Annotated in this window: 8 protein-coding genes; all 8 read right to left on the bottom strand. The window is 47.6% G+C overall.

The genetic code is table 11. From position 1 onward, the window contains the following. Positions 1–220 precede the first annotated feature (220 nt). The 8 genes from ABTV53_RS17290 to ABTV53_RS17325 all read right to left on the bottom strand — a co-directional run bounded on the left by ABTV53_RS17290 (position 221) and on the right by ABTV53_RS17325 (position 14,127). Positions 221–2,071, bottom strand: coding sequence for an ABC transporter ATP-binding protein (locus ABTV53_RS17290; protein WP_433744651.1), 1,851 nt, complete (start codon positions 2,069–2,071; stop codon positions 221–223). Continuing rightward, complete coding sequence (locus ABTV53_RS17295) at positions 2,068–3,840, bottom strand: ABC transporter ATP-binding protein (RefSeq protein WP_433744654.1); 1,773 nt, start codon at positions 3,838–3,840, stop codon at positions 2,068–2,070. The genes ABTV53_RS17290 and ABTV53_RS17295 overlap by 4 nt, the downstream gene beginning before the upstream one ends. A 324-nt stretch (positions 3,841–4,164) precedes the next feature. After that, the gene (locus ABTV53_RS17300) at positions 4,165–7,842 is read right to left on the bottom strand and encodes a dynamin family protein (protein WP_433744657.1); all 3,678 of its coding nucleotides are present in this window, start codon (positions 7,840–7,842) and stop codon (positions 4,165–4,167) included. 196 nt (positions 7,843–8,038) lie between these two features. Further along, a complete protein-coding gene (locus tag ABTV53_RS17305) occupies positions 8,039–8,311 on the bottom strand; it encodes a hypothetical protein (RefSeq protein ID WP_017687779.1) in 273 nt (90 codons plus the stop codon). A 23-nt stretch (positions 8,312–8,334) separates the two neighbouring features. Then, entirely contained in the window at positions 8,335–9,030 is a 696-nt protein-coding gene (gene nth, locus ABTV53_RS17310; RefSeq protein ID WP_253438436.1) for an endonuclease III, read from the bottom strand. A gap of 163 nt (positions 9,031–9,193) precedes the next feature. Beyond that, positions 9,194–11,932 (bottom strand): S-layer homology domain-containing protein, encoded by a 2,739-nt coding sequence (locus tag ABTV53_RS17315; RefSeq protein ID WP_433744660.1) that lies wholly within the window; start codon positions 11,930–11,932, stop codon positions 9,194–9,196. A 72-nt stretch (positions 11,933–12,004) separates the two neighbouring features. After that, positions 12,005–12,682 carry a GerMN domain-containing protein gene (locus ABTV53_RS17320; protein ID WP_433744663.1) on the bottom strand — a complete coding sequence of 226 codons (678 nt, stop codon included), beginning with the start codon at positions 12,680–12,682 and terminating at the stop codon, positions 12,005–12,007. Between the two features lie 35 nt (positions 12,683–12,717). Continuing rightward, the gene (locus ABTV53_RS17325) at positions 12,718–14,127 is read right to left on the bottom strand and encodes an N-acetylmuramoyl-L-alanine amidase (protein ID WP_433744666.1); all 1,410 of its coding nucleotides are present in this window, start codon (positions 14,125–14,127) and stop codon (positions 12,718–12,720) included. Between the last annotated feature and the right edge of the window lie 88 nt (positions 14,128–14,215).

Genomic DNA, 14,215 nt, shown 5'->3' on the forward strand with positions numbered 1-14,215 from the left:
ATCCCCCTCCAGCCATGAACGATTGTATTGATTTCATTCTTCAAAAATATAACATACCACACTATCGATTAAAAAAAACACTCCGGCTATCCTCTAACCTGGCTTCAATAAATAAGATGCACTTATTGATGCACTTATTATTGAAGGATCAGGCTAAAGAACGCCAGAGTGTTATAAGTTCAACTGTGTTCAGACGCTTCAAAGGCGTCCAAAGGTTTCATTATAAAAATCTGTATTGAGCTTCTATTAATCCATTATAAACGCCTTGTTTTTCGATAAGCTGCTCATGGCTTCCTTCTTCTTTAATTTCACCATGATCCAGGACGATAATGTTATCTGCATTCCGGATGGTTGAGAGACGGTGAGCGACCATAAAGGACGTTCTTCCCTGCAACAGCACCTTCAATGCTTCCTGGATTTTAAGCTCTGTTTCCGTATCGATACTGGCTGTAGCTTCATCCAGAATCAATATGCGCGGATCTGCAAGGAGTGCACGGGCAAAGGATAACAATTGTCGCTGTCCCATGGATAATACGTTTCCGCGTTCCTCTACTTCGGTATCATATCCACCAGGCAGCTTCATGATGAACTCATGTGCATTGACTGCTTTGGCCGCATCCTCCACCTCTTCATTCGTTGCATCCAGTCGTCCAAATCGAATATTGTCACGAATCGTACCCGAGAAGATGAAGGTATCCTGCAAGACAATGCTGATTTGGCTGCGTAAACTCTCTACTGTTACATCCCTAACGTCCTGTCCGTCAATGGTGAGACGTCCGCCGGATATATCATAGAAACGACTGATCAGATTGATGATCGTACTTTTACCTGAGCCCGTATGACCAACAAGTGCAATCGATTGACCTGCAGCCGCCGAGAAGCTGATACCTTTGAGCGCCTGTCTGCCCTTCTCGTATTCGAACACCACATTTTCGAACGCGATATCTCCCTTAATAGAAGGAAGTGGCTTGGCATCCGGTTTATCTGCGATACTTGGCTTTTCATCCATGAATTCGAAGATACGCTCCGATGATGCCATGGCAACCAATAGCTGATTGTACATCTGACCCAGACGGTTGATCGGGTCCCAGAAGTTGCCGACATAGTTGGCAAAAGCAACGAGTAATCCCACGGTCAACTGACCATCCTGAATCAGATAGGCACCAAACCAGAAGAGGATTAATGTACCGAATCCGCCGGTAATCTCGATCAGTGGTCCGAAGCCCTGGTTCATCGCTGACGCTTTATCCCATGACTTTTTGCTGGACAGATTCATGTTGTCAAAATACTTCATGTTCTCTTTTTCCTGTGTATAAGCCTGAGTCACGCGAATCCCCTGAATGGATTCATTCAAGTGAGAGTTAATCCGGGAGTTCTTCATGCGTACATCCTGCCAGGCACGACGGATTAGCACCCGCAGCTTGGTTGAGATGATAAACATGATTGGCACCGTAATGATTACGGCGAGACCCAGTTTCCAGTTAATCAACAGCAAGATCACAATGATCCCGAGCAGTTGCACACAGTCGATCATGACGTTAACTGCACCGTTGGTGAAAAGATCCTGTAGGGAGTTAATATCATTCGTAACACGCACCAGTACGGAACCCGCTGGTCTTTTGTCAAAAAAGTTAAAGGACAGCTTCTGGATATGCTTGAACAGATCCGAGCGAAGATCATAAATAACACGCTGTCCGATAATGTTGGTCAGTTTGATCCGGTACGTGTTGGCAGCCCACTGAATGAGATACAACAAAAATATGGAGCCTGCAATAAGATAAAGCATCGTCATGCTTGGCAACCCTGTTGCGGGTGCGATGGCCCGGTCAATCGCCAGACTGATCAGAAAAGGTACGGATAATTTCGTAATGGTACCCAGAATCATCATTAGAATAACGAGTGGCAACAGTTGTTTCGCATAAGGTTTCATGTAGGCAAATAAACGTCCAAATTCTTTCCAGTTAAACGGTTTTTCAATAATTTCATCATCCTGATACACAAATCGTTCATTCAGTTTCTTCTCAGAGGCACTTTTGGCCTCGCGCCTGTCGGCTATCGTTTCGGCACTCATGAATTCACCTGCTCCCCAGCCTCCCGCTTACCGCGGGCAATATAATCTGCATATTGAATTTTATAAACATCCTGGTATGGTCCAGGCACTTCAATGAGTTCGGTATGTTTACCGCGTTGTACCACGCGACCTTCATCCAGTACCAGGATCTCGTCTGCGTGCCGCAGAGATGAAATCCGGTGTGCAATAATAAATGTCGTTCTGCCGCGCATTACTTCCTGGAAACCGGATTGAATCTCATGTTCCGTCTCCATGTCCACGGCGCTGGTTGCATCATCAAGTACCAGGATTTTCGGATTTTTCAGCAAAGCCCTTGCGATCGCAATCCGCTGTTTCTGTCCACCTGATAATCCCATGCCGCGTTCACCAACCACCGTGTCATATCCGTCCGGGAACTCCATAATGAAGTCATGAGCCTTGGCCAGCTTGGCTGCACGGATAATCTCATCCATGGTGACATTCTTAAGTCCGTAGGAAATATTATTGCGAATACTGGATGAGAACAGGAATGTTTCCTGGAAAACAGAAGCGATCTGACTCCTCAAACTGCGAATGCCTATATCTTTGATGTTTTTGCCATCCAGCTTGATCGTACCCGAGTTGACGTTATATGCACGCATCAGAAGCTGAATGATGGTTGATTTACCTGACCCTGTCCCACCGAGGAAACCGATTACAGAACCGGGTGCAGCATCAAAATTAATATCGGTTACCGCTGGCATTTTGTTGCCGTAGGCAAAGGTGACGGAATCAAATGTCACATGGCCGTTCACTTGGTCTGCCTCGACTATGACCGGATCTTGCGTTTCTTCCACATCCACTGGCGTATTAAGCAGTTCGAGCACCCGTTCACCTGAAGCTTTGGATTGCGTATAGTTGTTGATATGGAACCCCAGATTCCACATTGGACCGATTATGTACCAGATCAAACTGAAAAAGGCAACGAGTTCACCGAGTGTCAGCGTCTTCTGTATAACCATTCTTCCACCAATCACCAGCAACAGCACGATGCTCACCGAAGCAAGAATCTCCATGATCGGAAAATAGCGACTCCACAATGTTGCGGCATGAATCTGATTTGTCTTGTAACGTTCATTGCGTGTGGAGAATTTCTCCACTTCATAAGGCTCACGTGCAAAGGATTTTACCGTACGTACGCCAGTGATATTCTCCTGTACTGCTGTCGTCAGTGAACTGAGCGCCAGCCGCATCTCCTGAAACGCAGGGTGAATTTTGGATTCGAATCTCAGCGCAACGAAGGCAAGTAATGGGATGCATATGAGTGTGAACAGCGTAAGCTGCCAACTCATGGTCATCATCATGATTGCGCCGAATACGACCATCAAAACCATGTTGAGAATCTGGGCGAAACCAAATCCGATAAAGTTACGGATGGCTTCCAAATCTCCCGTGAGGCGGGACATCAGATCACCTGTCTTGGCCGTATCATAATAACGGAAGGATAAAAATTGAAGCTTTTCATAACATGCGTTACGAAGTCTGTACGCCAGAAAGTTACCCAAGCGTCCACCAAAAAAGCCATGTAAAAACTGCATTCCCGCTTTCAAAATCACTACACCTAACACAGTCAAGGCAATTATGGGAACGTCTTCAAAAGTGCGCGGAACAATAACATCATCAATCAGTATCCTCAGCATGTACGGATACACCAACCCAAGTGCGGTCGCTAAGGCGAGGAACAAGATTGATACAAATAAATACGTTCGCTTTTCCCAAAAAAAGGTTTGCAGTTGCCTAAGAACATCCATGTTTCTCCTCCTCTTATGTCGTTCAAAAATACTATGAACATTTATGAAGTTTATCACCGTACCCCATTCGCGGCAAAGCGAATAACAGACCATATTCTGCCTGCTTTCAGCTTATTGACGCATTAACGAAGGTAAATACCCACCTTTCAATCAAATGTTTGAATATTCTCTTTATTTCAGGTTGTTCGTACCAAAAAAAGGCTCCCTGTATGCCTTTTCGGCAGGGGCCTTTTTGGATTGGTTTGCGTAACATTTTCAATGTGTTGCTGAGTCATTCATTTTGTTTTACAAAGACTTCCAGAGAATACGCGTTATGCCTTGATTTTAACTACGTTCAATCTGTTCCAATTGTACAGACAAGCTGGTCCATTGCTCGGCCGGAATTCCGCTCTCCAGCGTATCTTGAATTCCGCTCACCGCCTCATCCAGACGTTCTTCCAACTGTCGGGATTGGTGTTGCAATGATTGACAGATCTGGTTGTCATAAAACTGAATCAGTTTGTCTTGTGCAGCAGGAAGAACTTCAATAATCATTTGTTTGAGGACCGGATCAAGTGCCTCCTGTAACCGCTGACGCCCATCCCCTTCGAAGAACTGTTTTGGATTGCGGAAATGATTCAAATAGCTTTTCCATCCAGACGGTTCTTCCAGACGAACTTCTTCAAGCACAGGTGTACTCCAGCTTTCGTTCAGTGGCAGTGACACATCCACGCCCCCTGATAACTGTCTCACCTCATCTATACAATCCGTAACTTGCTTCATTAGCCAAGTCTGACCTGCCTGTTCAAGTCTGAGGGTGGTAGCGAGCAGTTCCTGCTCCAGTTCAATGGCAATCATACGCAACAGTTCACGTCCACAGGCTGCAAAAGCCGTCTTCAGATTGCCCCGATCCTCCCGAAGTACGGATGGATGGAAGGCTTCTGCCATGAATAGGCCCAGGCGGTAGGCAAGGCGCTGCCGCACATGGAAGAGCAGCTCTGCTGTTTCCTGTGACAACTCTTCCTTCATGGATCGTGCTGCAAGTTGCTGTATGCGCTGGCGTGACTGTCCCAGAATGGTCTCCAGTTCATTCCGCCGCTGCTGCAATACTTCCTCCCCCTGTGCCGCATCCTCCGCGCGTTTTTTCAACCGCTGAATGACACGTACCATCTCTTCGGAAGCGCCACCGACGGCAAGATCGGCTAATTCTCTGCCTGCAAATTGGTTAAACTCTTCCTCAAAACGAATAAAACCGGATTGCTCAAGCAGCTTCGAATCACCTGCCATCTTACCTTCCATCGCCATTATGCTGGATACCGGGAAGAGTCGTGGTGCCCGAATTCCATTACTGCGCAGTTGGGTGCTCACATGATCGAGAACCTGCTCCAGTTCTTCTTCAGAGGAAGACAGGTCACTGGCATTCACAACAAAGAACATCTGATCCATGGCAGAACTATCCTTGACACGTCCCAACTGATTCAGGAACTGGCGATCTCCTTGTGAGAACGCATGGTTGTAATACGTTACAAAAATGAGGGCATCCGCATTTTTCATATAATTGAAGGTTACACCCGTATGACGAGCATTCACGGAGTCCGCTCCTGGTGTGTCTACCAATACAATGCCTTGTTCAGTTACATCGCAACTGTAGTACAGATCAATACTGTCTACAAAACAGGACTTTTTCTCGTTTGCAACAAAGTTACGATACCCGTCCAGATCCACCAGCACATCCTGACCTAACTGGTCCGCTGTTTCTTCCCAACCGGCTGCTGCCGCCTGCAAAAAGCTGTAATGCGGGCGCCCTGCAGGATGTACATCCTGTGGCGAGAGGGAACGTACTCGCTTCTGCCACTCGGTTCCCGGCTCACCCAGTCCAAGCAGACGGAAGGAATAGGCGAGGTCTTCCTGGAAGGCATCCCGGGTCTTCATGCGGACCCGGGCTGTTCCATGCTCCGCGCCCCCGGCAGGTGCCATGATCCGGTTAATCGCCGCTGTTGTTGGATGCGGCGAGACGGGGAGTACGGCTTCGCCCAGCAACGCATTGGCGAAGGAGGATTTGCCGGCGCTGAATGCTCCGAACAGCGCCAGTGTGAACGTGCCGCCCGCAAGCGAAGCCGCGCGTGCACGCAGATCCCGTACCGCCGACCCCATGGCGGGGTACGGCTCCACCAGCGCAGCAGCGGCTTCGAGCCGTGCCGCTGCTGCGTCCAGGCGTCGGCGGCGTTCAGCGCCAGCCGCCGTTGGCCCTGCCGCTGCGGCTGCGCGCTGCGGCGGCGGTGCCTCTGGCGTCTGTGGCTGCGCAGCCACAGACGTTGACGTGCCCGCATGCGGACCGGGTGCTTCGCCCGGTCCAGGCACCGCGGGCACGTGCGGGCCCTTCCCCTCCGGCAATAGCCCGGAGGGGAGGGGGCCCGCATGGGGCAGCAGGCTGCGCAGCCCTGCTGCCTCAGCGGCGGCGCTACGTTGGAGCGCCGTGTAGCGCGCCGCCGCTGCGGATTGCGCCAGCAGCGCTGCGCGGCTGGCGTCCAGCGTCTGGAGCGCGGCTTCGCCTCGCGCGCCCAGCGCTTCAAGCATGCGGTCGGCCAGCATCATGGCCGACCTGCGATAACGGGCCTCAATCTCGCCCCGCACATCTTTACTGAACTGAATCACATACTCTGGAGATACCTCTGCACTGGCACTACGTTTCATCTCCAGTAGTGCTTCATCTACAACAGGCAGCTCTTTATTGAGCGCCTGCTCCCACTCCGTTCCCCATACCTGATGGGATTCACCCAGCTGTCTAAGCATTGTGCGAATATGTACCTCGACTTGTCCGGAAGCCTGATCCTGTAACAGTCTTACCAACTCAGAAGCACGGCGTTGTTTCTCCTGCTCGGTTTTGCCACCCGAGAACAACAAACCCACCCGGAAGCCCGGTTTGCGGCTCTCCAAATAGGCAGCAGCCGACGCACGAATATCCGCAGGTGTAAGATTTGCATTTGCCAGAAGAGGTTCCAGCTCTGCCCTGAATTTCTCACGCACTCGCGAAGGTCCGGTACGAATGTCTGCCGCTTGTTGATCGAGAAGCTCCAGCTCTCGTTCCAAGCGTTCAATTCCTTCCTTGCCACCAATCTCATCCAGCAGGGAATTTTCATCGTCTTCACGTTTCTCCGCTTCTCTCGTCAGGTGTTGCTCCGTTACATGACGGGCCGAACTTGCCAAACTGTGCGTAATTAACGTTTCCTTCTCTTGCATCATGTGTCCAATGAGTTGCGGAAGCATATCCCACTGGTTGTAGCGATGCTGCTTGTCACGGAGGGAAGTAAACAACAGTCCGTCATATCTGACTTCCCAGGCCGCAAATATAGCTTCCACACCTTCGGTATATTGGTCAAAAGAGAGCTCACGCTCCCGATGCTTGTCGATCTGGTTTACGATCAAAAACAACGGTTTGCCCCAATCTGACAGACTCTTGGCAAATGAAAGGTTTGTCTCGGACTGAACATGGTTATAGTCCATGACATAGAAGACCACATCGGCCAGATGGAGCGCGGAATGGGTCGCGAGACTATGTCCGCGATCTGTTGAATCCACACCTGGTGTATCCAGCAGGACAGCATCATCTTTCAGCAGAGGAATATCATCCCATACCTCAATTGAGCTGTAAGCTCCACCATTTTTGCAATACGCCTCCAACTCCTCTGGAGAAACTTCAAGTGTTCCTGCTCCATTGTCAGCGCTTACGTTTGGAGTAGTATAAATAAGCGCTCTTGGCTTACCATTACGTATGGATACCACATTTGCACTTGTTGGCACGGGACTTGAAGGCAGCACCCGCTTACCGCATAAACTGTTGATGAGACTCGATTTGCCTGCAGAGAAATGACCACAGAACGCAATCGTCAGATGTTTCATTTCCGCCTTGCTGATTAAATCCGTTATAGCCTGTACAGCCGTATGGTCCCCTGTCTGCTCCATCGCTTCACGCAGCGGAAGCAGAGGTTTGGCCATTTCTTTTGGGTAATCTGTTCTGGACATGACTGGCCTTCCCCCTGGCTCCTCTAATTTGACATCCATTTCAACGTCTATCTCTTTTACAACGTTTATTTTAACATTATCAAGTTTGAATTTGAACGGTTGGAATTGAATATACATAAATGATCGTATAAATCTTTAATCTAAAAAAAATAAAACCGAACAAGTCGGTTTTATCTGTAAATAGTGTAATCACTTCTTATGAAACTGCGTTCTCCATGGAAGGCAGCAAGATTTCAAATACTTGTCCATGTTGCAGAATTGTAATGTCTCTGCCTTTGTCTCTCATAACAACAACTTCTGGTTTAACGGACATACGCTCCAGATAATGTTCAGGCACATCGCCAGAGTGGCTTACTGTGATGCCTTCTACTTCTTTTTCTTCATTTTCAGCCATTTCCTGTTCAACGATTTGTTCAAAGATATCGGAGAAGGCCTCAAAATTGTCAGTGTACACGGAAATGCATTTCATGATTATTCATCCTTTTCTGCTCATTAATTTATTTTTCGTTTTCGGGTGATGACACGTTCCTTATCTTTCCTGATTTGGGACGTTTTCATACGTTTTTTCCCTTCCCTGCATATGTCCAGCAATGGACAGATATGACACGCAGGGTTCTGTGCCTTGCAATGGTAGCGTCCAAAAAATATAAACCGGTGGTGAGTTAAAGTCCACTCATCCCGGGGTACGCGCTTCATTAGTTTCTTTTCGACTTCAAGTACGGAGTCATCCCAACCTGCAAGCGCCAGCCGCTTGGATACACGTTCAACATGAGTATCTACCGCAATTGCCGGTACTCCAAACGCATTGGAAACAACTACATTCGCGGTTTTCCGCCCGACACCTGGTAGCGTCACAAGCTGATCATGTTCCTGCGGTACATCACCGCCATACTGCTCTATTAAAATTCGGCACATGTTCTGAATATGCTTGGCCTTGTTCCGGTACAAACCGATTCGCCGAATATCCTGTTCCAACTCTTCGAGAGGAACCGCCAGATAATCTGCTGGGCTTCTGTACTTCTGGAACAAATCTGCGGTTACCTTGTTCACCGTTTCATCCGTGCACTGGGCAGACAAAAGGACAGCTACCGTCAATTCAAATGCATTGCTGTGATTTAATTCGCAATGTGCATCAGGAAACATTGCTTCCATAGTTTCGAGTATATGTCTAACCGTCGCTGCATTCATGAAGAGCTACCTCCCACAAAATGACCCCACTCTGCGGAGCCTTACTTCGAAGCTTCATCCAAGTACTTTGCGGGGATCTCAAAAAGCTTGCAAAAAAAACGTCTTGATGCGGGAAAGATCCCGTATCAAGACGGTCATTCTTTTGATCCTCGAAAAGAAACGATTACTGTTTTTGAATCTCCAGAATCACATTGTTCAGGAGATACAATACAATATTATCATTATCTCTGAGAGATTGCACGCTTAAAGTATTGTCACCCTGGTGAACAAATACACTTGATCCGAGTGCAAAACGATAGTTTGTGTCTGCTGTCGTTTCCCGTTTAACCAAAATCTGGTTACCCACACCATCATAAGACCAGAATTGTTTGCTCATGACAGTTAGTACTCTGAAGCGTGTTGAATTATCCGTATCTTTTGTCATTTCCACACGATCACCGACCGTAAGACTAGTCAGCGAAGTTAACGTAGAGCCAGATTTTACGACTTTAACAGAACCGCTAACAGGCACGGTTTCAGTCTGGCCGTTAAACTGCTTGAGCGTTACGGATGAAGCATCCACTGCTGTAACCTCAGCCAGCGTACGCTTCACGACTTGAACCGCTTTTGGCGTAGCTCCTTCAAACGTTACATTAATCAGGTTGCCTGCTGTCAGCTGTGAAGGCGTGATCGTCTGACCACTCTCTCCTGTCAGTACCGCTTGATCCACGTAAAACTGACTTGTCAACAGATCGGATTTTACTCGAATACGACTATTTGCTTCCAAGGCAACCACTTCGAATTGAGCTACAGTGTTCAGTGCAATCTTTTGTACGACATCCTGATTGGCTCCAAGCGTTACGGTCACTTTGTCACCAATTTTCAAATCTCCCAGACTTGCGCCGGATTTATTATACATCTCAACTGTAGGTGCGGTATTATAAGGCACTGTAATCGTCTGATTACCAGACAAGACACTGATTTTCTTGCCAGAAGTATCAATGTTGCTGATCGTACCTTCATACTTGTAAATCACTTTAACGGACAATGCACGTGTTCCCACATATGTCAGATCCAATTTGCGCCCATCATTTAAGAGTGACTCCAGACCAGCCAGTGTAGGTTTGGTCGTATTGTAATCCAGTTTGGTTTTCTCATCCAATGTAAATACAAACGGTTTTTTGTTGTTGTCCAACACGGTAAGCACCTTTGTTTTACTATTGTAAGACACAACCGTTACTCCGTTCATAGGCTCCATCTGGCGTCCAATGACCTGAATACGCGTTATCTGGTCGTCAGAGTTCAATGACAGTTCCACCTGATCTCCGTTCGTTGCATCTGTAATTAGATCATTTAGCGTCGCATCCTGAATACCATTAATAATAACTTCCGGCTTTTCAGTCAGCAATTTCGCCTCAAGGGAGCCCCCTTCACGTTTGAACGTTAACGTGGATTGGTTGCCACCGATCTCAACCAATGTTGCACGCACAGATTGCTCCACACCTTGAGACAATGTGATCGTTTGCAGAACACTGTCCTTTACGGTGTATTTCACGGCGCTGCCAGCTTTGAGATCAGCCACTGACATGATACGGTTTTGATATGTGATAAGCAGATTGTCATTGTATGCAAACTGTTCGGTAGCACCCGCTGCATTGACAAGTTTGATCGTTTTTCCAGAAGTGGATACTTCAGCAATTACGCCATTGTCACTCTTGTTAACAATGCCGGATTTCACACGGATTGCGACTGTTTTTTTGTCAGCCGAGAACGTCTCACGCTGTACTTCGATGACACTATCTGCCGTAATATCGGACAGTTTGATTGCATTACCATTCTGATCGATGAATGCAGTTGCCTCATCATAACTGTACGTTTCGTAATTCTCGCCCACAAAGATACCAATCTTATTACCAGACAATGAACGTGCAAATGTTCCTTCAACACTTTCCACCTGCGGTGTAGCATCAACAACTTCCACATAGGAAGCCCCACCTGCCGAACCTACAACCATAACTTTCGTATATAGTTTCACATCTGTGGCGGAAGCACGAGTCTCACTGTCTTTCGTAAAGTAAGGCGTACTGCTGTTCACTGCGAAGTTAACGGCTTTGCCGTCCACAACCAGCGTGATCTGCCCCTCTTTCAATCCTGTCACATAACCCGTGGATGTGTTCGGGTACGTTGTATCCGTTAACGATTCACCACGACTGAAGAAGGTAGCGAGTTGAGCACGGGTTACGGAACCGGTTGGATTGAATTTATTGCCTTCAACACCTTTGGCCAGATCCAGGCTAACAGCCAGATTGACATAACCTTTACCACTTTCGGAGATACTTGCATTATCAGCAAATCCGGTAGATTGATTGTTTTGTGCCTTTGCTTCAGCATCCTTGTCCAATGAACGGATTAACAATTTCGTAATCCATTCCCGTGAAGCAGGCTTTTGTCCCCAGGAGGTCTTGGATACATCCACCGTTGATTCTTCCGTTTTGTCAATCAGTCCCAGTTGAAGTGCCAACGCAACATATGGCTTGAAATAATTTCCCACTTCCATGTTTGTCGGTAATGCCGCAGCCGTGTCGGTATTCAACTGGCCCTCTTGATTCATAAAACGGATTGCCATCGTTACAGCTTCTTGCTGTGTTACCGCGTCTCCTGGACGGAACAGGCCGTTGTTACCGAGAAGAATGCCTTGATATGCCAGTTTGTACACATGTTTCTCGGCCCAGTATCCGACCTTGATGTCACTGAACAAACCAGTTGGTGCAGCCGTATTCGTTACCGCAGCAGTCTGACCCTGCCCCGTTTCTGTTGATTCTGCTGCCATGGCAGCTCCGCCGGCGCTAAGGGCCATCATGCCTGCAAGCACGGCTGATACTACTTTTTTAGAGTGTGATGGATTGTTATATTTAAAAGTCACCTATGATTCCCCTCTCTCATGTAAAACGCCCCATATTCCGTGGATTCACGGTACAACAGCATGCTGTACAGCCTATTCGGATCTTGTCATTGGATGTTCAAGATCCACATGGCCCATCAGACTCTCGGTCTGCTGACCATCCACCAGTAAATCAAGTGATTTCACTTCATCAAACTGGAAGAACGTTTGTTTTAGAGCATCCAGCGCATACGATTCTCCACCTGCTCCAAGACGTGCCGTATCTGGCATATGAATATCCAGCGTAAGAGCTCCATCCTTGAACTGAACAGACTTCAATTCAATTTCTTTAGACCACAGCGGAACAAGTTTGCTGTCTTTGCTCTGCTGCAGTGATTCAAAGGCAGCCTTATATTTGGCATCATCCGATGCGTATGAAATCTCTGCCGAAGCTTTGTGCAACTCCAGTTCTTCCTCATCCGTATAGAATACAGTGATCGTTTTCTTTTCATTACTTTCGTAAGTTGCTGGTGTTTCAGTAGACGTTCCGCTAGGCGGAGTAGTTGTAGTCGTTCCCTCCGAGCTGCCTTCCGTGGATTCTGTAGGCGTTGTATTCTCTTCAGGCTCAGCAGTTACCGGTTCGGTAATTGTTTCGCCTTCAACCTCGGTCACATTGTTTTCAGTTCCTGCGCCTTGCGTCTGATTCGGAGCAGCTGTTGGCTTGCTTCCACATCCAGCAGCAACTGCCATAACCGTTACCAGCAAGGCTGCAATCCATATTTTCTTGTTCATTCTAACTCCGCCTCCTCAACATAAGGGCTTGTCCCTTATTGAATTCCCAGATACTCCTTGACTCCTGCAACAATCCCTTTGGCAACACTGTTCTGAAAACTCTCCGTGAACAGGGCTGCTTCGTCGCTCTTATTGCTAAGGAATCCACCTTCCAGCAGAACTGCTGGCATTGTCGTTTCACGGGTCACATGGAGACTTGCCGTTTTCACTCCACGATCTTTTAGTCCGGAAGACTGTAAAAGATACTTGTGCATCACTGTAGCAAGTGCTTTACTGTTGGAGCGTGTATAGAATGTCTCTACACCGTTCGCAGCAGTAGGGCCACTGTTAGCATGAATGGAGATGAAGATATCCGCTTTTATGTCTTGTGCAATCTTCACACGTTCTTTCAATGCCAAAAATGTATCATCGCTGCGCGTTAACACAACGTCAATTTTGGATTCTTTTTTCAACAAGGCTTCCACTTTCAGAGCCATTGCCAGATTGAAGTCTTTTTCACGTTTACCAGTTACACCGATTGCCCCAGGATCCTGATCTCCGTGACCTGCATCAATAACGACAACTTTTTTGCCATTATTACCAACTGGAGGAGCAGGTGTACCACTTTGATTGTCGAGGTTAATCATAACCAGTCCGGAATCATTTTGCACACTGTACCCTTTTGAACTGGACAGATCGATTACAAAACGAATTGTAGATGGGCTGTTGCTGTATAACGAGTAACGAATCTTCGACACATCCGGATAGCCGCTAACGACGAGTTGTCCATTCTGGTTGCTGTCTAGAGCCTGTCCTTCACTGAACGAATCAGCAAATGCGGTATTCGGCAAGTCTATAACGATTCGATCTGGTCCTGTCATCGTGAAGACGTTCGGCTTCGTACTTCCGCTTGTTGCAATCATGAAGCGGTTGTCGCTGAAGCTGATGCCGTTCACCAGTACAAGACCTTCCTGATCCGATCCTCCGCCTTCATTGCCAGAGTTCGGAGGTGTGGTTGTCCCGTTTCCGGAACCTGAATTCTGGGTAACTAATGTTACCGTCTTCGTGGTATTGTTCCAACCCACCTTAAGACCCATTTCCTCACCAATAAATCGGAGAGGCACGAGCGTAGTACCATTTTTCACGAGTGGCGGGGCATCCAGGTTTACGTTACTGCCGTTCACCGTTGCCGTCTTCTGTCCAACAATCATCTGCATGGCAGTGTTGTCTTTGCTAATAGTCACCGTTTGCGTTTGCTGCTTCCACTCCACGCTATACCCAAGATTTTCAGACACAACCCGGATCGGAACCATCACCTTGCTGTTGATAATTTCCGCTTTTGTATCCGATGGCTGTACGATTTCTTTTCCGTCTAGGATAATTTTCGTGTCTGTTGCTGCGTGACTATAGCCCGGGAATACGAGCCCAAAGACAAATAACAGTACCAAAAAACCGAACTTCTTCATCCTTCACCCCTACCATTCTCATATTTTTTTGCCGCATGTTGTCATTTTCCAACTCCGACTGACCGCTTGGGCATTACCAGACACCTAT

Source organism: Paenibacillus amylolyticus (assembly GCF_050990605.1).
Lineage (GTDB): Bacteria > Bacillota > Bacilli > Paenibacillales > Paenibacillaceae > Paenibacillus > Paenibacillus amylolyticus_H.

Excerpts from the sequence above, each read along its gene's own strand:
- ABTV53_RS17300 (WP_433744657.1), bottom strand. The coding sequence starts at position 7,842 with ATGTCCAGAACAGATTACCCAAAAGAAATGGCCAAACCTCTGCTTCCG.
- ABTV53_RS17295 (WP_433744654.1), bottom strand. The coding sequence starts at position 3,840 with ATGGATGTTCTTAGGCAACTGCAAACCTTTTTTTGGGAAAAGCGAACG.
- ABTV53_RS17320 (WP_433744663.1), bottom strand. The coding sequence starts at position 12,682 with ATGAACAAGAAAATATGGATTGCAGCCTTGCTGGTAACGGTTATGGCA.
- ABTV53_RS17325 (WP_433744666.1), bottom strand. The coding sequence starts at position 14,127 with ATGAAGAAGTTCGGTTTTTTGGTACTGTTATTTGTCTTTGGGCTCGTA.
- ABTV53_RS17305 (WP_017687779.1), bottom strand. The coding sequence starts at position 8,311 with ATGAAATGCATTTCCGTGTACACTGACAATTTTGAGGCCTTCTCCGAT.
- nth (WP_253438436.1), bottom strand. The coding sequence starts at position 9,030 with ATGAATGCAGCGACGGTTAGACATATACTCGAAACTATGGAAGCAATG.
- ABTV53_RS17290 (WP_433744651.1), bottom strand. The coding sequence starts at position 2,071 with ATGAGTGCCGAAACGATAGCCGACAGGCGCGAGGCCAAAAGTGCCTCT.